Here is a 20,915-nt window from a genome sequence, read left to right on the forward strand (position 1 = left end):
CGTCGGCTGTGTCACAACCCCTCGGGCGCGATCCCGCAAGGTGGGAAATGCCAGGATGGACACGAGCCGGTCGATGATGGCCGACGCCGCGGGCGGCCCTGCGCCTACGCCAGCCGCCGTCGGCGGCGTCGCCATGGCGTTGCCGCAGGGGCGCGGCCATGGTGGCAAGCCCCGCCGTCCGCGGGTGACGGACGACGGGTCACGAGGAGGAGAACGATGGACAGCTTCGGCAGTACCGGATCGCTCGCGGTGGGTGATCGCACCTACACGATCAGGCGGCTGGACGCGGTGCCCGGGGCCGATCGACTCCCCTACAGCCTGAAGGTGCTGCTGGAGAACCTTCTGCGCACCGAGGACGGCGCCAACATCACCGCGGACCACGTCCGGGCGCTGGCGAACTGGGACCCGGCGGCGGCACCGAGCCAGGAGATCCAGTTCACCCCCGCTCGCGTGATCATGCAGGACTTCACCGGCGTGCCCTGTGTGGTCGACCTCGCCGCCATGCGCGAGGCGATGGCCGCCCTCGGGGGCGACCCGGCGAAGATCAACCCGCTGGCTCCGGCCGAGCTCGTGATCGACCACTCGATCATCGCCGACCACTTCGGCCGGCCGGACGCCTTCGAGCTCAACGCCGCGCTGGAGTTCAGCCGTAACCGGGAGCGCTACCAGTTCCTGCGCTGGGGCCAGGCGGCGTTCGACAACTTCACCGTCGTCCCGCCGAACACCGGCATCGTGCATCAGGTCAACCTGGAGCACCTGGCCCGGGTCGTGTTCACCAAGGACACCCCCGAGGGCACGCTGGCCTACCCGGACACGCTGGTGGGCACGGACAGCCACACCACGATGATCAACGGCCTGGGCGTGCTCGGCTGGGGCGTCGGCGGCATCGAGGCCGAGGCCGCGATGCTCGGCCAGCCCGTGAGCATGCTGATCCCGACCGTCGTCGGCTTCAAGCTGACCGGCGAGCTGCCCGCCGGCACGACGGCCACCGACATGGTCCTCGTGATCACCGAGCAGCTGCGCCGTCACGGCGTGGTCGGCCGGTTCGTCGAGTTCTACGGCGAGGGCGTCACCAACGTCCCGCTGGCCAACCGGGCGACCATCGGCAACATGAGCCCCGAGTACGGCTCCACCTGCGCGATCTTCCCGATCGACGACGAGACGCTGAACTACCTGCGCCTGTCCGGCCGGCCGGCGGAGCTGGTCGCGCTGGTCGAGGCGTACGCCAAGGAGCAGGGCCTCTGGCACGACCCGAGCCGTGAGGCCGCCTACACGACCACCCTGGAGCTCGACCTGTCGACGGTCGTGCCGTCGCTGGCCGGGCCGAAGCGGCCGCAGGACCGCGTGCCGCTGTCGAACGCCAAGCAGGCGTTCCGCGCCGCGCTGGCCAACTACGCCCAGCCCTCGGTGTTCACCAACGGTGGCGCGGACGAGGCCGACGCCGAGTCGTTCCCCGCCTCCGACCCGGCGGCGGCGTTCGCGGACAAGCCGTCGGACGCCCCCATCTCGGTGAACGCCGTCGCCGGCGACATCACCAGCCGGCCCGCCAACCCGACATCGGTCACCCTCGCCGACGGCTCCACGGTGGAGCTCGACCACGGGGCCGTCGCGGTGGCCGCGATCACCTCCTGCACCAACACCTCGAACCCGCAGGTGATGGTGGGCGCGGCGCTGCTGGCCCGCAACGCGGTGGAGAAGGGGCTGACCCGCAAGCCGTGGGTCAAGACGACGCTGGCCCCGGGCTCCAAGGTCGTCATGGACTACTACGAGCGCGCCGGGCTCGTGCCGTACCTGGACAAGGTCGGCTTCAACCTGGTCGGGTTCGGCTGCACCACCTGCATCGGCAACTCCGGCCCGCTGCCGGAGGAGATCAGCGCGGCGGTGAACGACGCCGACCTCGCGGTGGTCAGCGTGCTGTCCGGCAACCGTAACTTCGAGGGCCGGATCAACCCCGACGTCAAGATGAACTACCTGGCGTCCCCGCCGCTGGTCGTCGCCTACGCGCTGGCCGGGACGATGGACATCAACCTCGACACCGACCCGCTCGGCTACGGCAGCGACGGCCAGCCGGTGTACCTGCGCGACATCTGGCCGAGCGAGGCCGAGGTGTCCGCGGTCGTCGCCGACGCGATCCAGTCGGAGATGTTCGAGTCGGACTACGCCGACCTCTCCGGCGACGAGCGCTGGCGCTCGCTGCCGGTCGGCGACGGCGGCGAGGTGTCGCGGACGTTCGCCTGGGCCGACGACTCGACCTACGTCCGTCACCCTCCGTACTTCGAGGGCATGGCGACCAAGCCCGAGGCGCGCACGGACATCATCGACGCCCGCGTGCTCGCGGTGCTGGGGGACTCGGTCACCACCGACCACATCTCCCCGGCCGGTTCCATCAAGAAGGACTCGCCGGCCGGCCGCTACCTCGCCGAGCACGGCGTCGCCCCCGGCGACTTCAACTCCTACGGGTCGCGGCGCGGCAACCACGAGGTCATGATCCGCGGCACGTTCGCCAACATCCGCCTGCGCAACCGGCTGGCGCCCGGCACCGAGGGCGGCGTCACCCGGCACCTGCCCGACGGCCAGGAGATGGCGATCTACGACGCGGCGCAGAAGTACGCCGCCGAGGGCGTGCCGCTGGTCGTGCTCGCCGGCAAGGAGTACGGCTCGGGCTCGTCGCGTGACTGGGCGGCCAAGGGCACCTCGCTGCTGGGCGTGCGCGCCGTCATCGCCGAGTCCTACGAGCGGATCCACCGTTCCAACCTGATCGGCATGGGCGTGCTGCCCCTGCAGTTCCCGGCGGGTGAGTCGGTGGAGTCGCTCGGCCTGACCGGCGAGGAGTCGTTCACGATCACCGGTCTCGCCGACGTCGACGAGAAGACGCCGTCGCTCACCGTCCGCGCGGGGGACAAGACGTTCGACGCGGTCGTGCGCATCGACACCCCCGGCGAGGCGGAGTACTACCGCCACGGCGGCATCCTGCTCTACGTCCTGCGCTCCCTGCTCTAGTCGACCTGCTCTAGTCGACCTGCTCGCGTCGACGATCGTCCGGTCCCGGCCGGGGCATGTGCCGGCCGGGACCTCGCGGTCCGGGCCAGCGTGCTCCGGCCGGGCCGCGAGGCTCAGCCCACGTCGTCGCGGCGGTGCGCCGCGGGGCACTGCTACGTCGTACGTTCCGCTTCTTCCGCGCGTCGGTGGTCCTGGGCGGTGCTGATCCAGCGGGCCAACGTCGTCGCGGCCGCTCCTGAGTCGATCGCGTCGCGACATCGCGCAGATGCCGTGTGCAGTTGCTCCACGAGCGTCGAGCCCGTGGGCATCGCAGCCACCAGTGCAGCCGCGGCGTTGAGGACCACCGCGTCGCGGATCGGTCCTGGTCGCCCAGCCAGGACGGCACGAAGAACCCGCGCGTTTGACGGCGCGTCACCCCCGCGGAGTGCTCCCGGTGCGGGGCGGGGGATGCGAAGGGCCCGGGGTTCGAACGCTTCCTGGTTGGCCTGTCCGTCGCGCGCGATCCAGACCTGCGACGGCGTCGTCGTACTGAGCTTGTCCAGACCGTCGTCGCCCCGGACTACCAGAGCGTTGGCCCCGCGCCCGCGCAGGACCTCCACCACGAGGGGCAGACGGCGAGCGTCCGCCACCCCGACGACCCGGTGTGTCGGATTGGCCGGGTTGATCAATGGCCCGCCCAGGCGGCCGCGTCGCTGGTCAGATCGCGCCGTTCGAGGAGATGCGTGAGCAGCGCCGGCCAGCCCTCGGCGGCGGTCGTGTCCGGATCGGGCGAGAAGGCATGATGATCATGCCAGCAGCCTGGTCGACTGAGCCACTCCAGTCGCTGGGTTGTCGGTCGGGGTGCTTTCATCGGTGCCGGCTGGCGGGACGCTTGTACCGACCTGCACCGCGTCGGGTCGAGTCTGAGTGGGGACCGACGCTGGCCGGGGATCCGCCCGAACACGTGGCGGCACGGTTCCGCGGAACACCATGATCACCGGAGCTTTGGTCGGAGATGGAGACGAGACCCGGGTCGTTAGACTGGACGGCAGCGTCGCGTGCCGTCGAGCGCTCCGGTTCCGGCATGGAGGCGTGGGACCGAATGGGGTCGGCATGACCGTTCGTTTCAACCACACCATCGTCGCAGCACGCGACCGGCACGAGTCGGCGACCTTTCTCAGTCGGCTGCTCTCACTGCCCGCACCGGTACCTGCCGGACATTTTCTGGCCGTGCAACTCGCCGACGGCGTCACGCTGGACTACGCCGACACCGGCACCGAAATCTCGGCCCAGCACTATGCCTTCCTGGTCTCGGACGAGGTTTTCGACGCCGCGATCGAGCGGATCCGGACGCAGGGTGTCGAGCACTGGGCGGACCCGGCGCGACAGCACCCAGGTGAGATCAACACCAACGACGGCGGCCGGGGCGTGTACTTCCAGGACCCGGGCGGCCACTTCATGGAAATCATCACCGTGCCGTACGGCGGTTTCTGACGGCCCGCAACCGCATCCCGTCGCGCTGCTCGGCCCTGGATCATCGTGCGATCGGCGATCCTCGCCGACGACCCGTAGACCGGGAGATGACCGCACAGGCGGTTACCTGCTTCTGACCTTCACCCTGCTGGTCGCCGTACGGCGTCGAGGGCCAGCGTGAGCAACCGGTCGGCCTGGTCGGCGTTGTCGCTGCGGGCGGTTGCCAGGGCGATCCCGACGACGAGCTGGACGAGATCGTCGGGGGTCAGGTCCGGGCGGGCCGTTCCGGTCCGCTGGGCGCGGCGGAGAAGGTCGGCTGCGGCCTCCACGATGACGCGGTGGCAGTCCGCGACCCACGGTTCGATCTCCTCGACCATGAAGGCGCCGGCGAGGCCCTGGTTCCCATGGACGTGGACGAGGAACAGGCGCAACCAGGCCGCCAGCGCGCCGTCCGGGGACTCGGCGGCCGACAGCTGCGCCGCCCGCCGGCACAGCGTCTCGATCCGGTCGGCGAGGACGGCCTGCAACAGGTCCGCCCGGGTGGGGAAGTGCCGGTAGAGGGTTCCCTGCCCAACTCCGGCCCGGCGGGCGATCTCGACGAGGGACGTGTCCGGTCCGGCCTCCTCGAACGCCGTGCGCGCGGCGGCGAGCAGGAGCTCCCGATTGCGCCGGGCATCCGCGCGCGGCGGGCGTTGCCCGGGGGCGCGCCCAGCCGGTGCCGCCATCGCGTCCCCCTCTCGCCACCGAACGTAGACAACCGGACAAGGTGTCCGTATTGTAGTCGACGTCATCCGGACAGCCTGTCCGGATATCCGGCCTGAAGGAGCATGGTGGCAGCGCAGCCAGGACACGAGCTCGGCAACGTCGGCGTCTGGACCTTTGCCTTCGATGGTCAGCCGGCCAACCGGGTGCGGGAGGCCGCGGCGGAGATCGAGGAGCTGGGCTACGGCGCCCTGTGGTGCGGGGAGGCGTTCGGTCGGGACGCGGTGGGCCAGGCGTGGCTGCTGCTGTCGGCCACCCGGAGAATCACCGTCGCGTCCGGCATCGCGAACATCGCGTTCCGCGACCCGATCGCCATGGCGACCGCGGCCCGCACACTGGGTGAGGCGTTCCCGGGGCGCTACCTTCTCGGCCTCGGTGGGCACCGGGTCGATGACACCGTCCACCTGCTGGACGGCTATCCCATGCCCGCCCTGGGCAGGGCGGTCTCGACGATGGACGCCTACCTGGCGGCCATGGACGCCGTCCCCGCCCACAGCCCGCCGCCGCAGGTGGCCGTGCGCCGCGTGCTGGCCGCGCTCGGCCCGAAGATGCTGTCGTTGGCGGCGGAGCGGACGTGGGGGGCGCACCCGTACTTCGTGCCCGTCGAACACACCCGCCGGGCCCGCGAGATCATGGGCCCGCAGGCGTTTCTCGGGGTGGAACAGGCTGTCGTCCTGGACTCCGACGTCGACCGCGCCCGGGAGGTCGCCACCGCGCACGTCGCCGCCTACGTCGCCGTGGAGTCGCACCAGACGGCGAACCTGCGGCGCCTCGGCTTCGGCGACGACGACATCCTCGGCGGCCCGAGCCGCCGCCTCGTCGACGCCATCGTCGCGTACGGCGACGACCAGACGATCCATGATCGGGTACGCCGGCACTTCGACGCAGGTGCGGACCACGTCTGCATCCAGGCCCTCGCCGCCGACCCGACCGCACTGCCCGACCACCAGTGGCGCGAGCTCGCGCCGGCGCTGCGCGGCGCTGCGACCGCGCCGAGGTGATGCGCTCTGGGTTATCTGAAAACTACGGACAGTGATACCTTCCCCCTGTGAGGCAGCCCCGGGCCGCCCGGCGATCGTGCGGGTGGGCCCCCGGCCGCTGGTGACGACGCGTTGCGCCAGGGGGAATCCGATGCCGCGTGGTACTCCGGAGCAGAGCGGGCCCTCCGTACCGACGGTTCCGTCGGGGCTGCCGGGCGAGCGGGTCAAACCGCTGGTGCCGCAGCCCAGCGGGCCGCAGCCCCGCCGCCCGTCGCTGACCGCCTCGCGGACGGCGTCCGCCGTGTCGCGGGCGGCCGGCCCGACCGAGCGCCGCCTGCGGGTGCTGGTGGTCGTGGGCACCCGGCCGGAGGTGGTCAAGCTCAGCCGGGTCGTCGCCGCCCTCGACCGGGCCGTCGACCTGCGCCTGGTCCACACCGGCCAGAACTACGACCACGAGCTCAACCAGGTCTTCTTCGACGAGCTCGGCATCCGCCGGCCGGACCACGTCCTCGACGCCGCCGGGCCCACCCCCGCCGAGACGATCAGCCGGCTGATCTCCCGGCTGGACCCGATCCTCGCCGCCGAGGCCCCCGACGCCGTGCTCATCTACGGCGACACGAACACCTGCTACGCCGCGATCGCCGCCAAGCGCCGCCGGATCCCCGTGTTCCACCTGGAGGCCGGCAACCGCTGCTTCGACCAGCGGGTCCCGGAGGAGATCAACCGGCGGGTCGCCGACCAGCTCAGCGACGTCCACCTGGCCCTGACCGAACGGGCCCGCGGGCACCTGCTCGCCGAGGGGCTGCCCGCCCAGCGGATCTTCGTCGTCGGCTCCCCGGTCAAGGAGGTGCTCACCCACTACGCCCCGCTTATCGACACGTCGGCGGTGCTGACCACCCTCGGCGTGCAGGCGGGGCGCTACCTGCTCGCCAGCGTCCACCGCGAGGAGAACGTCGACCGGCCCGAGGCGCTGGCGGCCCTGCTGGAGACCCTCAACCGGCTGGCGGCCCGCTACCGGCTGCCGGTGATCGTCTCGACCCACCCGCGGACCCGGGACCGGCTGGGATCGCTGCGCCGCTCGGGGCGGGCGCCGCTGCTCGACGACCGGGTCCGCTTCTGCCGTCCCTTCGGCTTCTGCGACTACATCGCGCTGCAGCGGGCCGCGCTGTGCGTGCTCTCCGACAGCGCCACCCTGACCGAGGAGGCCTCGCTCGTCGGCTTCCCCGCCGTGCTCGTCCGCGAGGCGCACGAGCGGCCGGAGGGCATGGACCGCGGGGTGCTCGTCGCCAGCGTCCTGCGCCCGGAGCGGATCCTCGACGCCGTCGAGCTGATCGTGCGGGAGTCCGAAAGCGACCGCCGGGCGCGGGTCGTCCCCGACTACGACGCCGACGACGTCTCCCGCCGGGTGGTGCACATCGTCGTCAGCTACGTCGACCACGTCAGGCGGACCGTCTGGTACGGCGACACCGGCCCCAGCGCCGGGCCGAACCCCGCGGCCCCCGCCACGACCGCGGACAGCCGCTGACCCCGCATCGGTGCAGGTCAGGGGACTGTTGGTCGGAGTGGCCGGTACCCTTGGCCGGTGGACCAGCCGAGCCTCGCCAACCTCGCGCACCTGCGCCGGGCGCGGGACCTGGTCGACCGGGAGTACGCGCGCCCGCTCGACGTGCCGACCATGGCCCGCCACGCGCTGATGTCACCCGGGCACTTCTCCCGGGCGTTTCGGGCGGCCTACGGCGAGACGCCGTACAGCTACCTCATGACCCGCCGGGTCGAGCGGGCGATGGCGCTGCTGCGGGCGGGCATGAGCGTGACCGATGCGTGCATGGCGGTCGGCTGCACCTCCCTCGGCTCGTTCAGCTCCCGGTTCACCGAGCTCGTGGGGATGACGCCGAGTGCGTACCGGGCCCGGGAACACCGCGCGGTGCAGGCGATGCCCGCCTGCGTCGCCCAGGCACGCACCCGGCCGACGAGGGACCGGTCGGCGGCCAGGGACCGTCCGTCAGGGGACCAGACGGCGGGGGAGCAGGCGTCAGGGGACCAGTCAGCGGGGGACCAGGTGGCGGGGGAGCAGTCGGTCAGGATCGGAGAAGCGATCCGTGCGGGGGCACCCTAGCGTCACCCGCATGACCGTCTCACTCCAGTACTGCCACATCACCGTCAACGACCTGGACCGCTCGCTCGCCTTCTACCGCGACGCGCTCGGCCTCGAGGTGCGCAACGACGTCGCCTCGGACGGGTTCCGCTGGGTCACCCTCGTCAGCGCGTCCCAGCCGGATCTGGAGATCGTCCTGTCCGAGCCGCACGCCGGCCGACCGCAGGCCGACGGGGACGCCCTGCAGGAACTGCTCACCAAGGGCGTCCTGCCGGTCATCGTGTTCCGCGCGGACGATCTCGACGCGACCTTCGAGATGGTGCGGGCCTTCGGCGCCGAGGTGCTGCAGGAGCCCATCGACCAGCCCTGGGGCCCGCGCGACTGCGCGTTCCGCGACCCCTCGGGCAACACCGTGCGCATCTCGCAGGCGCCGAAGACCTGACCTGCTCTGGCCTGACCTGACCTGACCTGGCCTGGCCTGCCTGACCTGGCCTGGCCTGACCGGCCCGCGGCGCGGCGCGGACGTCCGACCGCGGGCCGCCGACCCGGGTCAGTCGCGGTCGGCCGGAGGGTCCTCGGCAAGCAGGTCCGTGAGGGGCCCGAACAGCGCAGGCGGGGCGGCGACGGTGAGGTCCTCGGTCGCCGGCCGGCCGTGCAGCCCGCCGACCCGCAGGCCCGCCTCGGCCGCGACGAGCCCACCGGCGGCATGGTCCCAGGGCTTCAGGCCACGCTCGTAGTAGGCGTCGACGAGGCCGTCGGCGGCGGCGCACAGATCCAGCGACGCCGCGCCCATCCGGCGGATGTCGCGGACCCGGGGCACCACCCTGGTGAGCACCGCGGCCTGGGCGGCGCGGCGGGACTCCAGGTAGCCGAAACCGGTCGCGACGAGGGCGCCGGCCAGGGTCGTCACCGTCGACCCGGTCAGTGCTGTGCCGTCGCGGAAGGCGCCGCCGCCGCGGACGGCCGTGTAGGTGGTGCCCAGCGCCGGGGCGTGCACCACTCCGGCGACGACCTCGCCGTCGACCTCCGCGGCGATCGACACCGCCCAGTTCGGCAGCCGGTAGAGGAAGTTCACCGTGCCGTCGAGGGGATCGACGATCCAGCGCACGCCGGTCGACCCGGCGGAGTCGGACCCCTCCTCGCCGAGCAGGCCGTCGCCCGGACGCAGCTCGCCGAGCCGGCGGGCGACCAGTGCCTCGGAGGCGCGGTCCAGGGCCGTGACCACGTCGGTGGGGGAGGACTTCGTCGTCTCCGCGGCGACCGCGCCCTCGCGGCCCCGGGCGAGCAGCCCGCCGGCCTCGCGGGCGATCGTCAGCGCGACGTCCAGCAGGGTGTCCGGGTCTGGCAGGTCGCTCATGGGTCGGCGCTCCGGGGCTCGGCTCTGGTTCTGCTTCGGCGGTTCTGCTTCGGCTTCCGTTTCGGGCTCATCCTGCCAAGGTGGCGTCGCACGCGAGCATCCCGGCGGGTGAAAGGGGTCACGCCAGGCGGACGCGCGGCGTCTCGGGGGGCCGGGCACGGCGGTCACGATCGGCGCGCCCGTAGGATCGTCGCTGTGGTTGGCACAGACGGCACTGATCGCTCCGCCCGCGCGGTTCCCGCCCCCTCCGCTCGCGCGGTTCCCGCGAAGCCCACGCTCGACGGCATCGAGGGGCGCTGGTCGGCGGTATGGCAGGACGAGGGCACCTACACCTTCGACCGCACGGTCGACCGGGGGCGGGTGTACTCCATCGACACCCCGCCACCGACCGTAAGCGGCTCGCTGCATGTCGGCCACGTGTTCTCCTACACGCACACCGACCTCATCGCCCGTTACCAGCGGATGCGCGGCCGTGAGGTGTTCTACCCGCTGGGCTTCGACGACAACGGGCTGCCCACCGAGCGGCGGGTGCAGAACTACTTCGGGGTGCGCTGCGACCCGTCGCTGCCCTACGACCCGGACTTCGCCCCGCCGGCGAAGCCGGGCAAGGAGCAGGTGCCGATCTCGCGGCGCAACTTCGTCGACCTGTGCGAGCGGTTGACGCTGGAGGACGAGAAGGGCTTCGAGGAGCTCTGGCGCCGCCTGGGTCTGTCCGTCGACTGGTCGCACACCTACGCCACCATCGACACCCGCTCGCGCGTCGTCGCCCAGCGGGCGTTCCTGCGCAATCTTGCCCGCGGCGAGGCCTACCTGGCCGAGGCGCCGACGCTGTGGGACGTCACCTTCCGCACCGCGGTCGCCCAGGCGGAGCTGGAGGACCGGGAGCGTCCCGGTGCCTTCCACACCCTCGCCTTCCCCCGCGCCGGGGCGGAGCCGGTGGTGATCGAGACGACCCGACCGGAGCTGCTGCCCGCCTGCGTGGCCCTGGTCGCCCACCCGGACGACCCGCGCTACCAGCCGCTGTTCGGGTCCACGGTGCGTAGCCCGCTGTTCGACGTCGACGTCCCGGTCGTCGCCCACCGGCTCGCCGATCCCGACAAGGGTTCCGGCATCGCGATGATCTGCACCTTCGGTGACCTGACCGACGTCATCTGGTGGCGGGAACTGCGCCTGCCGGCCCGCGCCGTGATCGGCCGCGACGGCCGGCTCGTGCCGGAGCCGCCGGCCGCGATCACCTCGCCCGCGGGCCGCGCGCACTACGCCGAGCTCGCCGGCAAGACCGTGCACAGCGCCCGCACGCGCATCGTGGAGCTGCTCGCCGAGTCCGGTGCGCTGCTCGGCGAGCCGCGGCCCATCGCCCACCCGGTCAAGTTCTACGAGAAGGGCGACCGGCCGCTGGAGATCGTCACGACCCGCCAGTGGTACATCCGCAACGGTGGGCGGGACGAGCCGCTGCGCGCCGCGCTGCGGGCCCGCGGCCAGGAGCTGCGCTGGCATCCGGAGTACATGAAGGTCCGCTACGAGAACTGGGTCGACGGCCTCAACGGCGACTGGCTGATCAGCCGGCAGCGGTTCTTCGGCGTGCCGTTCCCGGTGTGGTATCCCCTCGACGACGCCGGCGCGCCGCGCTATGACGCGCCGATCGTGCCGCCCGAGGCGGCCCTGCCCGTCGACCCGTCCAGCGACGTGCCGCCGGGCTACACCGACGCCCAGCGGGGGCTGCCCGGCGGGTTCGCCGCCGACCCGGACGTGATGGACACCTGGGCGACGTCCTCGCTCACCCCGCTGATCGTCAGCGGTTGGGAGAGCGACCCGGACCTGTTCGCCCGCGTGTTCCCGATGGATCTGCGGCCCCAGGCCCACGAGATCATCCGGACCTGGCTGTTCTCCACCGTGGTCCGCGCCCACGCCGAGTTCGGCGTGCTGCCCTGGTCGAACGCGGCGATCTCCGGCTGGATCCTCGACCCGGACCGCAAGAAGATGTCGAAGTCCAAGGGCAACGTCGTCACCCCGATGGGCCTGCTGGAGGAGCACGGTTCGGACGCGGTCCGCTACTGGGCGGCGTCCGGGCGGCCGGGCACCGACACCGCCTTCGACGTCGGCCAGATGAAGAACGGCCGCCGACTCGCCATCAAGATCCTCAACGCCAGCCGCTTCGCGCTGGGCCTCGCCGCCGAGGAGACACCCCCGGGCGCCCCGGCGACGGGCGAGGCGGGGACCTCCGATGCCGCCGCCGGCGCTGCCTCGACGGTCGGCACGGCGGCGCCGGTGGACGGTGCCGTGCCGGTGGACGGTGCCGTGCCGGTGGGTGGTGCCGTGCCGGTCGGCGAGCCGCTCGACCGGGCGCTGCTCGCCGCGCTGGCCGACGTCGTGGACGCCGCGACCGCCGCACTCGACACCTACGACTACGCGCGGGCCCTGGAGGTCACCGAGTCGTTCTTCTGGCGGTTCTGCGACGACTACGTCGAGCTGGTCAAGGGCCGGGCCTACGGCTCGTTCGGGGCCGCCGGCGCCGCCTCCGCGCACACCACCCTCGCGGTCGCGCTGTCCGTGCTGCTGCGGCTGTTCGCCCCGGTCCTGCCGTTCGTCACCGAGGAGGTCTGGTCCTGGTGGCGGCCGGGCTCGGTGCACCGGGCGAGCTGGCCGGACCCGGCGGAGATCCGCAAGCTCGCCGACGGCGGGCGCCCCGAGCTGCTCGACGCCGTCGGCGCGGCGCTCACCGGCGTGCGCCGTGCCAAGTCCGCGGCGAAGGCGTCGATGAAGGCCGAGGTCGCGAGCGCCCGGATCAGCGGGGATGCCGACCTCGTCGCCCTCGTCGAAGCGGCGGCCGCCGACCTGCGCAGCGCCGGCAGCATCCGCGAGCTCGCGTTCAGCCCCGCCGCAGGCGAGATCGCCGTCGCCGTCGACCTCGCCTGAACCCCGGCCCCCGCCTCGACCCGCCGCCTTCCCGGTCAGATGCCGCTCAGGCGGCGGGCTGAGGGCCGCAGGTAGACGAACCAGGTGAGGGCGAAGCACAGCGCGTAGTAGGCGATGAAGGAGATGTACGCCGCGTCGCCGGACCGGTAGCTCAGGAACGACTGCCGGAAGGCCAGGTTCACCAGCACGCCGCCGAACGCGCCGATCGCGCCGGCCAGGCCGATCAGCGCGCCGGAGCGGCGCCGGGCGGCGCGATCGGCGGCCAGCGGGTCGGCGCCGGCATCGACGGCGAGGCGCGACTTCGCCCGGAAGATCGCCGGGATCATCTTGTACGTCGACCCGTTGCCGACGCCGCTGAAGACGAACAGGGCGATGAACCCGACGAGGAAGCCGGCCAACGAGTCCGTCAGCGAGGCGACGAGCACGGCCGCGGCCGCGGCGGCCATCGCCACGAAGTTCGCGAACGTGATGCGGGCGCCGCCGAACCGGTCGGCCAGCAGGCCGCCGAGCGGGCGGATCAGCGAGCCGAGCAGCGGCCCGAGGAACGTCAGGTAGGCGGCCTTGATCGGGGTGTCGAACCGGTCGGCGAACTGCACCTGCAGCACCTGGCCGAAGGCGAAGCCGAAGCCGATGAACGAGCCGAACGTGCCGATGTAGAGCAGCGACATCACCCACGTGTGGCCGTCGCGGGCGACCTCGCGCATCGCGCCGCGGTCGTTGCGCGCCGTGGAGAGGTTGTCCATGAACAGCGCCGCACCGAGCGCGACCAGCACGATCAGCGGGATGTAGATCGCCAGGACGACCCGCGGGTGGCCCTTGCCCGCCGTGGCGAGCACGAGCAGGGCGACGAGCTGGATCGCGGCCACGCCCAGGTTCCCGCCGCCGGCGTTGAGCCCGAGCGCCCGGCCCTTGAGCCGGTCCGGGTAGTAGGCGTTGATGTTCGTCATCGACGAGGCGAAGTTGCCGCCGCCGACGCCCGCGACCGCGGCGACGAGCAGCAGCGTGGTGTACGAGACACCGGGTTTGAGGACGATCGCGGCGAGGATCGTGGGGACGAGCAGCAGCAGCGCGCTGACGATCGTCCAGTTCCGTCCGCCGAAGCGGGCGACGGCGAAGGTGTACGGGATGCGCAGCACGCTGCCGACCAGCGTCGGCAGCGACGTCAGCAGGAACTTCCCGGCGGGATCGATGTGGTACTTCGGCCCGAGGAACAGGACCGTCACCGACCACAGCGACCAGATCGAGAAGCCGACGTGCTCGGCCAGGATCGAGAAGATCAGATTGCGGCGGGCGATGCGGGACCCGCCGTGGTGCCAGAACGACGGGTCGTCGGGCCGCCAGTCGTCGATCCAGCGGCCCCGGCGGGACGCGGCCGGGGCGAGGTCGGTGGTCGGGACGCCTTCCAGCGTGGCGCTCATGTGATGATCCTCCGGGGTGCGGGCGATGCCACGACCGTAGGAACGCACCGTTACGCGGCGACGCGCGAGCTGTGACACTCTCTGAGACATCCGCTCACCCGGCCGGGAGCCGCGCGGTGAGACGTGCGGCCGAGGGCCACCGGCGGTCCGTGAGATCGCCGCCTGTCCCGCCTGTCTCGCCCGGCCGCCGGAGCTTGTCACACCGGCGCCGGGTATCTCGTCCAGGTGGGGGAGGGGGAGCGTGCCGCGCCCGGCCGCCGGGGCCGGTGACGCCCGGTTCATGGCGTCCCTCAGACCTGCGGAGGAGCCGATGACAACCGTCCCGAGCCGAGCTACGCAGGGTCCCGGCGCCGTCCCCGCCGACCTGCCCGCTGCCGCCGAGGTGTCCGCGCCCGAAGGGATGTCGGCCGCGGCCGGTTCCTCGGCGCTGGCCGCGGCGTTCGAGGCCGAGCGTCCGCACCTGCGGGGGGTGGCCTACCGCCTGCTGGGCTCCTTCGCCGACGCCGAGGACGCGGTGCAGGAGGCCTGGCTGCGCCTCGGCCGGGTCGACGCCGGGCGGATCTCCGACCTGCGCGCCTGGCTGACCGTGGTGGTCAGCCGGCTGTGCCTGGACCAGCTCCGCTCGGCCCGCGGTCGCCGGGAGGGGTACGTCGGGCCCTGGCTGCCCGAGCCGTTCGTCGACGGGTTCGCGGGCGGCGACGGCACCGGGGGCGGCGCAGACGCCGGCTTGCCCGTGGTGGACGCGGCGTTCGTCGCCGGTGCGGCGGTACCGGTCGGCGCCGACCCCGCGACCGGGGGTCGGGTGGCGGACCCGGCCGACCGGGTGACGCTCGCCGAGTCGGTGAGCATGGCGATGATGGTCGTGCTCGAGACGCTCAGCCCGGCCGAGCGCACCGCCTTCATCCTGCACGACGTGTTCGGCTACGACTTCGCCGAGATCGCCGCGGCCACCGGGCGCACCCCGGCCGCGGCCCGCCAGCTCGCCAGCCGGGCGCGGCGCCACGTCCGGGACCGGTCGGTCCGCTTCGACCCGGATCCGGCGTCGCGGCGTCGCGTCGCCGAGGCCTTCTTCGCCGCGGCGGCCGGCGGCGACCTCGACGGGCTGCTGGCCCTGCTCGATCCGAACGCCGTCCTGCGCAGCGACGGCGGGGGGAACGCGCAGGCCGCCCGCCGGCCGGTGGCGGGCGCCGACCGGGTCGCCCGGTTCGTGCTCGGCATCCTCGCCAAGGCGGCCCGGCGCGCCGACGGGCGGGTGCGGATCCAGCCGGTCGAGGTCAACGGCGAACCCGGCTTCGCCAGCTTCGAGGGCGACGTCCTGCGCTACCTCGCCGGCCTGCACGTGGCGGGCGGCCGGATCGTCGAGATCAACATCGTCGCGAACCCGGAGAAGATGCGCCACCTGCCCGCCGCGGCCCCGGCCGGCGGTGCGGTTCCGGTGGGCGGTGCGGTTCCGGTGGGCGGTGCGGCGCGATGTGCCCGGTCTGTGGGCCCGGACCGGGCAGGACGCACCGCAGTCGGCCCCACCCCGTCGGGCTAGTCGATCCGGCGTAGCTGGTCGCGGTAGCGCTTGCCGTTCGCGACGTAGACGGCGGCACCCGCGGCGAGACCGGCCTGGTCCGGGCCGCCGGGCAGCACCTTGGCCGGGATCCCGAGGGCCCGCCCGCCCGGCGGCACGACCGTGTCACCCACGACGACCGCCCCGGCCCCGACCAGCCCGCCGCGCCCGACCCGGACCCGGTGCAGGACCACCGAGCCGGATCCGATCAGCGAGCCGTCCTCGACGACGCAGCCCTCCAGGTGCACGAGGTGCCCGATCGTGCAGTCGTCGCCGACGACGGTCGCCAGCTCCTCGGTCGCGTGGATCACCGTGCCGTCCTGGACGGAGGTGCGCGCGCCGATCACGATCGACCCGTAGTCGCCGCGCAGCACCGCCCCCGGCCACACGGTCGACTCGGGGCCGATCGTCACCGTGCCGATGACGGTGGCGTCCGGGTGGACGTAGGCCGTCGGGTCGATGACGGGAACGGCGTCTCCCAGGGCGTACACGGCCATCCGGTCTCCCGCGGGTCGTCGGGCGCGTCTAGTGACCTCCATCGTGCCCGTCGAGGCCGCCGGGTGGGTGGGTTCAGTCCTCCGAGGCGGAGACCTCGGGACGGACCATGCCGGGCGGCGGGGAGCCCGTCGCCCTGACCCAGCCGCGGGCCACCGTCCGCTCCGCCGCGAGCCGGCCGAGCCCGATCGCCAGGCCGGAGATCGCCGCCCAGGCGATCGCCTCCGCCCAGGCGGTGTCCGGGTCCGCCGGGTTGACCGGCGGGTCTGACTTGCGCACCTTGCGGTACACGGCCGTGACCCCGCGGCTGGCGGCCGTGCCCGCGAGCGCCGTCGCCGCTCCGCCGACGACCTTCCATCCCAGCTTCGATGCCGCTTTCGCCACCCCACACCTCTCGTTCTGCGCCGCGGGCCGCACTGGCCCGCCGTGTTGTCCTTACCCCGGTGGCCCCGGTTACCCCCCGCCGACCTGGGTGGGCCGCCGGTGGTCCCTATCCGATCACGACCGGGCGGTCCCGCCGGCACGCGGGGCGCACCGCGGGTGGCGAGCCAGGGATGGCCTAAGGTTCAACTCGCGGATCGCGGACATCCGGCGCGGCGGATGCCGTCGGCGGTCGACGGTGGTCGACCATCGTCGGTCGTCGGTCGTCGGTCGTCGGTCGTCGGTCGGCGCTCGTCGGTGGCGGTCGGCGGCACTCGGCGGCGGAGATTGACCTCCCCGTTCGGCTCAATCTCCCCGTTCGGCTCACCTCCCCGTTCGGCCCGTCCAGGCAGGAGACCAGACCATGACCGCCCCCGATCAGACGATCCCCGCGGCCCCGCAGGCACCGGCCGGGCCCGCCGTGCCCGAAACGGTGGCCGAGACCGTGGCGGTGGCCACCGAGACCGTGGCGGCGGGGCGGGTGGAGGTCCTCGTGCGCCGGCTGGACCGTGCGGTGGCGCCGCCGGCGTACGCCCAGCCGTCCGACGCGGGCGCGGACCTGGTGACCACGCAGGATGTGACCCTCGCGCCGGGCGAGCGGGCCGTCGTCGGCACGGGCCTGGCGATCGCGCTGCCGGCGGGCTACGCGGCCTTCGTGCATCCGCGCAGCGGCCTGGCCGCGCGGCACGGCGTGACGGTGGTCAACGCGCCCGGCACGGTCGACGCCGGTTACCGTGGTGAAATCAAAGTAGTTCTCATCAATACCGATCGATCCGATCCGATCACGTTGCGTAGGGGCGACCGGATCGCCCAGCTCGTGGTGCAGCGTGTGGAGCATGCCGTCTTCCGCGACGTGGACGAGCTGCCCGCCTCGGTGCGCGGCAGCGGTGGGTTCGGATCGACGGGTGGCTTCGGCTCGACGGAGGGTCCCGGTGCCGGGGTCGGCGCGGGGACGCCCGGGGGGGCGGGAAGGGAGTCCGGTGGTGTTCGGCCGCGGGCGTAGGGAATCCGATCAGCGCGAGGCGTCCCGGGTCGAGGCTTCCGAGCGGCGTGCGCCGGTCGCCGAGGCCGCATCGGTGATGGCGGACGGTCCCTACGACGTCACCGAGGCGCCGCAGGACGATCTCCACCGGCTCGACCTCGGCTCGTTGCGGATCCCGGCGCTGCCGGGCGTGCAGGTGCAGTTCCAGGTGGAGGAGGCGACCGGCCAGCCGTTGACGGTGCTCATCACCGACGGGCGCAGCGCGATGGAGCTGTCGGTCTTCGCCGCGCCCAAGAGCAGCGGCCTGTGGGACGAGGTGCGCGCCGAGATCCTGACGACGATCGAGGCGGCCGGCGGTCGCGAGGCGAACGGCCCGTTCGGGCCCGAGCTGCGGATGCTGCTGCCCACCGGCCGCCCGGGCGAGACCGTTCCCGGCCGGATGATGGGCGTCGACGGCCCGCGCTGGTTCCTGCGTGCCGTGGTGACGGGCGTGGCCGGGGGCGAGCCGGGGGCCGCGCCGCTGCTCGACGAGACGCTGCGCCAGCTCGTGGTGTCCCGCGGCGACGGCGCGATGCCGGTGCGGGATCCCCTGCCGCTGACCCTGCCCCGGGAGGTCGCCGACCATCCCGACGGCCCCGGCGGCTCGGCGACCGCGGCGACGAGCGGACGGCCCGGCATGCCGGTGCCCGGCGTCCGCACCGCCGAGCTCCGCTGACCCGGGGCGCCACGCGCCGCCCTGCACCGCACACAATACGTATCCGCACGTGGATCGCTCGATCGTGCGGCTTGCCGCGGGCACACTGAGCCTCGGTCATTCGTTGCATCAGACGTGTTCGGGCAGGGTTGCTCGCGCGGGAACGGAGGAGCCGTGGGCGAGCCACACGGTTGGTGGGGGCGCAAGCTCCACAGGCTGACGGCGGGGACGAACGAGCTCGACGCCGAGGATCTCCAGGCCGCGTCCGCGGCGGCGGGTGCCGTCCCGATGAGCGGCTGTCGTGACCGGGACGAGACATGCGTCGCGGGTACCATCCAGGCGGTGACGGTGCGCGCGCGTGCCGGCGCGCCGACCCTCGAGGTCGACATCTACGACGGCAGCGGCACCGTGACGCTGGTGTTCCTGGGCCGCCGGGACATCCCGGGCCTGCGGGCCGGCGCCTCGGTGAAGGCTTCCGGTCGCATCACCGTGCAGGAGGGTCGCCCGAGCATCTTCAATCCGCGATACGAACTTCTCCCGGTCCCCTCCGCGAGCGCCTAGGTTCGGGCGGGGAACCGGCCCCTACCGACAGGATCCCCATCGACGATGCCACGACTGCCCACCCCCGACGCACCGCCGATGACGATGTCCGAGGCCATCGGCGGGCCCCGGGGGATCATCGACAGCTCCATCCCGACCGTGGCGTTCGTGACGGTGAACGCCGAGGCCGGGCTGACCGCCGGCATCGCCGTCGCCGTCGCCGCCGCGCTTGCCCTGCTCGTCCTGCGCATCGTGCGGCACGAACCGACGCAGCAGACGTTCTCCGGCCTGTTCGCCGTCGCGGTCGCGGCGTTCGTCGCCTCACGCACCGGCGACGCGAAGGGGTTCTTCCTCCCCGGTATCGCGAAGAACGCCGTCGGCGTCGTCGTGGCGCTGCTGTCCGTGGTGCTGCGCCGGCCGATCGCCGGCTATCTGATGGCCGGCCTGGACGCCCGCTACGTGGGCTGGCAGAACGATTCCCGCCAGCGGCGGGCGGCGGTGTGGGCGACGCTGGTCTGGGGCGCCGTGTTCGCCCTGCGCTTCGGCGTGCAGGGCGTGCTCTACCTCGCCGACGAGTCCGGCTGGCTGGCGGCGGCGAACATCGCGCTCGGCCTGCCGCTGTTCGGCCTCGCCGTCCTCGCCAGCTTCGCCATCGTGCGCCGGCTAGCCCCCCTTCCGCCGCAGCCGCCCGCCGCAGCCGTGGTCGACGGCGAGGTGGTCGGGAGTGAGTGGGTCGGGAGTGAGGCGGTCGAGGGCGAGGTGGTGCGGGCGGACGGGCCGTCCCCCGAGGCGCCGGGGTCGGCCGGTCGGGTCAGCCCCTGAGGGTCTGCTCGGGCACGGGGCCGAGCAGGGCGGCGAGCTGCTCCTCGGCCTCCGAGCTGGTCGCGACCGCGAGCACCTCGTCGCCGTGTTCCAGCGTCGCGTCCGGGGAGGGGATGACCGCCCGCCCGTCGCGCAGGATCACCACGAGGGCGGTGTCCGGCGGCAGGGTGATCTCGCTGATGCGCAGGCCGACCACGGGCGCGTCCTCGGCGAGGGTGAGTTCGACGAGGGAGGCGTCGCTCTGCCGGAAGCGCATGAGCCGCACCAGGTCGCCGACGCTGACGGCCTCCTCGACCAGCGCGGTGAGCAGTCGCGGCGCGGAGACGGCGACGTCGACCCCCCACGACTCGGTGAACAGCCACTCGTTCTTGGGGTGATTGACCCGGGCGACCACCCGCGGCACGCCGAACTCGGTCTTCGCCAGCAGCGACACGACGAGGTTGACCTTGTCGTCCCCGGTCGCCGCCACCAGGACGGTGCATTCGTTCAGCCCCGCGGCGTCGAGCTGGGACAGCTCGCAGGCGTCGGCGAGCAGCCACCGGGCGTCGGGCAGCGCGTCGGCGCGGATCTTCTGCGGGTCCCGCTCGATGATGAGCACCTCGGAGCCGTTCTCCAGCAGTTCGGCGGCGATGGAACGGCCCACCTTGCCCGCCCCCGCGATCACCACCCGGCGCACGCTCGACGTCACTTTTCCTCCGGACCGGTGCGCAGCACCGTGTCGGCCGCGGTGGCCCGGGCCTTCGTCACGGCCACGTGCAGCACGTCGCCGTCCTGAACGAGGGTGCGGGCGTCGGGCAGCACGCCCTCGCCGAACCGGGTGACGCAGACGACCCGGACCCCCGCCGCCTCCTCCAGCTCGCGCAGCTTGCGGCCCGCCCAGGCGGCCCCGGGCGGGATCGCGGTCAGCAGCACCGAACCGGACGGATCGGACCACTGCGCGGTCACGGCGTCCGGGAGCAGCCGGCCGAGGATCTGGTCGCGGGTCCAGCGCACGGTCGCGACGGTGGGGATGCCGAGTCGCTCGTAGACCTCGGCGCGGCGGGGGTCGTAGATGCGCGCCACGACCCGCTCGACCCCGAACATCTCCCGGGCGACCCGCGCCGCGATGATGTTCGAGTTGTCCCCGCTGGACACGGCGGCGAACGCGGCGGCCCGCTCGATGCCCGCCTCGACGAGGGTGTCGCGGTCGAAGCCCATCCCGGTGACGCGCTGGCCGGCGAAGGTCGCGTCCAGCCGGCCGAACGCGGCCGCGTTCTGGTCGATGATCGCTACCGAGTGGCCGAGCCGCTCGACACCGCGGGCGAGGGCGGAGCCGACCCGGCCACAACCGAGGATCACGACATGCACGAGGGGAGCGTAGTCGGATCCCGCCCGCGCGGCGCGGATCGTCACCGGAGTGCTCTGTATACGGAGATCCGCCACCCTCG

Annotated in this window: 21 protein-coding genes; 12 read left to right on the top strand and 9 right to left on the bottom strand. The window is 73.1% G+C overall.

Translation table 11 applies throughout. The features are described from left to right. Window positions 1–216 precede the first annotated feature (216 nt). Window positions 217–3,000: an aconitate hydratase gene (locus FRAAL_RS08975; RefSeq protein ID WP_011603231.1), complete on the top strand. Its 2,784-nt coding sequence runs from the start codon at window positions 217–219 to the stop codon at window positions 2,998–3,000. Window positions 3,001–3,152: 152 nt separating this feature from the next. On the opposite strand, the gene FRAAL_RS36035 is transcribed toward FRAAL_RS08975, so the two are convergent. Together FRAAL_RS36035 and FRAAL_RS32865 are read right to left on the bottom strand one after the other, a co-directional pair. Then, complete coding sequence (locus FRAAL_RS36035; RefSeq protein WP_372667018.1) at window positions 3,153–3,629, bottom strand: hypothetical protein; 477 nt, start codon at window positions 3,627–3,629, stop codon at window positions 3,153–3,155. 35 nt (window positions 3,630–3,664) lie between these two features. Beyond that, window positions 3,665–3,850 carry a hypothetical protein gene (locus FRAAL_RS32865; RefSeq protein WP_011603232.1) on the bottom strand — a complete coding sequence of 62 codons (186 nt, stop codon included), beginning with the start codon at window positions 3,848–3,850 and terminating at the stop codon, window positions 3,665–3,667. 119 nt (window positions 3,851–3,969) lie between these two features. Between FRAAL_RS32865 and FRAAL_RS08980 the strand changes: the two genes are divergently transcribed. Next, window positions 3,970–4,473: a VOC family protein gene (locus FRAAL_RS08980; RefSeq protein ID WP_306281423.1), complete on the top strand. Its 504-nt coding sequence runs from the start codon at window positions 3,970–3,972 to the stop codon at window positions 4,471–4,473. 119 nt (window positions 4,474–4,592) lie between these two features. Here the strand turns inward: FRAAL_RS08980 and FRAAL_RS08985 are convergent, their stop codons facing one another. Next, window positions 4,593–5,177, bottom strand: a complete 585-nt coding sequence (locus FRAAL_RS08985; protein WP_011603235.1) for a TetR/AcrR family transcriptional regulator — start codon at window positions 5,175–5,177, stop codon at window positions 4,593–4,595. Window positions 5,178–5,279: 102 nt separating this feature from the next. Between FRAAL_RS08985 and FRAAL_RS08990 the strand changes: the two genes are divergently transcribed. The 4 genes from FRAAL_RS08990 to FRAAL_RS09005 all read left to right on the top strand — a co-directional run bounded on the left by FRAAL_RS08990 (window position 5,280) and on the right by FRAAL_RS09005 (window position 8,731). Beyond that, complete coding sequence (locus FRAAL_RS08990) at window positions 5,280–6,215, top strand: TIGR03620 family F420-dependent LLM class oxidoreductase (protein ID WP_011603236.1); 936 nt, start codon at window positions 5,280–5,282, stop codon at window positions 6,213–6,215. A 130-nt stretch (window positions 6,216–6,345) separates the two neighbouring features. Further along, window positions 6,346–7,719, top strand: a complete 1,374-nt coding sequence (wecB, locus tag FRAAL_RS08995; RefSeq protein ID WP_063822621.1) for a non-hydrolyzing UDP-N-acetylglucosamine 2-epimerase — start codon at window positions 6,346–6,348, stop codon at window positions 7,717–7,719. A 57-nt stretch (window positions 7,720–7,776) separates the two neighbouring features. Beyond that, window positions 7,777–8,310, top strand: a complete 534-nt coding sequence (locus FRAAL_RS09000; protein WP_011603238.1) for a helix-turn-helix transcriptional regulator — start codon at window positions 7,777–7,779, stop codon at window positions 8,308–8,310. 10 nt (window positions 8,311–8,320) lie between these two features. Then, window positions 8,321–8,731: a VOC family protein gene (locus FRAAL_RS09005; RefSeq protein WP_011603239.1), complete on the top strand. Its 411-nt coding sequence runs from the start codon at window positions 8,321–8,323 to the stop codon at window positions 8,729–8,731. A gap of 108 nt (window positions 8,732–8,839) precedes the next feature. On the opposite strand, the gene FRAAL_RS09010 is transcribed toward FRAAL_RS09005, so the two are convergent. Continuing rightward, on the bottom strand, window positions 8,840–9,646 hold the full coding sequence (locus tag FRAAL_RS09010; RefSeq protein ID WP_011603240.1) for an inositol monophosphatase family protein: 807 nt from the start codon (window positions 9,644–9,646) through the stop codon (window positions 8,840–8,842). Between the two features lie 195 nt (window positions 9,647–9,841). Here FRAAL_RS09010 and valS point away from each other — a divergent pair, with 195 nt between their 5' ends. Beyond that, complete coding sequence (gene valS, locus FRAAL_RS09015) at window positions 9,842–12,562, top strand: valine--tRNA ligase (protein ID WP_011603241.1); 2,721 nt, start codon at window positions 9,842–9,844, stop codon at window positions 12,560–12,562. 35 nt (window positions 12,563–12,597) lie between these two features. Here valS and FRAAL_RS09020 read toward each other — a convergent pair whose 3' ends face one another. Continuing rightward, window positions 12,598–13,980: a nitrate/nitrite transporter gene (locus FRAAL_RS09020; protein WP_041939044.1), complete on the bottom strand. Its 1,383-nt coding sequence runs from the start codon at window positions 13,978–13,980 to the stop codon at window positions 12,598–12,600. Window positions 13,981–14,380: 400 nt separating this feature from the next. Here FRAAL_RS09020 and FRAAL_RS09025 point away from each other — a divergent pair, with 400 nt between their 5' ends. After that, window positions 14,381–15,517, top strand: coding sequence for a sigma-70 family RNA polymerase sigma factor (locus FRAAL_RS09025; protein WP_050997342.1), 1,137 nt, complete (start codon window positions 14,381–14,383; stop codon window positions 15,515–15,517). Here the strand turns inward: FRAAL_RS09025 and FRAAL_RS09030 are convergent. Together FRAAL_RS09030 and FRAAL_RS09035 are read right to left on the bottom strand one after the other, a co-directional pair. Next, window positions 15,514–16,032 (bottom strand): gamma carbonic anhydrase family protein, encoded by a 519-nt coding sequence (locus FRAAL_RS09030; protein ID WP_041939045.1) that lies wholly within the window; start codon window positions 16,030–16,032, stop codon window positions 15,514–15,516. The genes FRAAL_RS09025 and FRAAL_RS09030 overlap by 4 nt on opposite strands. 73 nt (window positions 16,033–16,105) lie before the next feature. Continuing rightward, a complete protein-coding gene (locus FRAAL_RS09035; protein WP_041939046.1) occupies window positions 16,106–16,414 on the bottom strand; it encodes a DUF4235 domain-containing protein in 309 nt (102 codons plus the stop codon). A gap of 400 nt (window positions 16,415–16,814) precedes the next feature. Between FRAAL_RS09035 and dut the strand changes: the two genes are divergently transcribed. The 4 genes from dut to FRAAL_RS09055 all read left to right on the top strand — a co-directional run bounded on the left by dut (window position 16,815) and on the right by FRAAL_RS09055 (window position 19,488). Beyond that, window positions 16,815–17,453: a dUTP diphosphatase gene (gene dut / locus FRAAL_RS09040; protein WP_011603246.1), complete on the top strand. Its 639-nt coding sequence runs from the start codon at window positions 16,815–16,817 to the stop codon at window positions 17,451–17,453. Next, entirely contained in the window at window positions 17,434–18,147 is a 714-nt protein-coding gene (locus FRAAL_RS09045) for a DUF3710 domain-containing protein (protein ID WP_011603247.1), read from the top strand. The genes dut and FRAAL_RS09045 overlap by 20 nt, the downstream gene beginning before the upstream one ends. Window positions 18,148–18,300: 153 nt before the next feature. Then, window positions 18,301–18,687: an OB-fold nucleic acid binding domain-containing protein gene (locus FRAAL_RS09050; protein ID WP_041939047.1), complete on the top strand. Its 387-nt coding sequence runs from the start codon at window positions 18,301–18,303 to the stop codon at window positions 18,685–18,687. 45 nt (window positions 18,688–18,732) lie between these two features. Continuing rightward, the gene (locus FRAAL_RS09055) at window positions 18,733–19,488 is read left to right on the top strand and encodes a DUF3159 domain-containing protein (protein ID WP_011603249.1); all 756 of its coding nucleotides are present in this window, start codon (window positions 18,733–18,735) and stop codon (window positions 19,486–19,488) included. On the opposite strand, the gene FRAAL_RS09060 is transcribed toward FRAAL_RS09055, so the two are convergent. Then, window positions 19,478–20,176 (bottom strand): potassium channel family protein, encoded by a 699-nt coding sequence (locus tag FRAAL_RS09060; RefSeq protein ID WP_041939048.1) that lies wholly within the window; start codon window positions 20,174–20,176, stop codon window positions 19,478–19,480. The genes FRAAL_RS09055 and FRAAL_RS09060 overlap by 11 nt on opposite strands. Then, on the bottom strand, window positions 20,173–20,835 hold the full coding sequence (locus tag FRAAL_RS09065) for a potassium channel family protein (protein WP_041940330.1): 663 nt from the start codon (window positions 20,833–20,835) through the stop codon (window positions 20,173–20,175). Before FRAAL_RS09065 ends, FRAAL_RS09060 begins: the two co-directional genes overlap by 4 nt. Between the last annotated feature and the right edge of the window lie 80 nt (window positions 20,836–20,915).

It is taken from the genome of Frankia alni ACN14a (assembly GCF_000058485.1).
Taxonomy (GTDB): domain Bacteria; phylum Actinomycetota; class Actinomycetes; order Frankiales; family Frankiaceae; genus Frankia; species Frankia alni.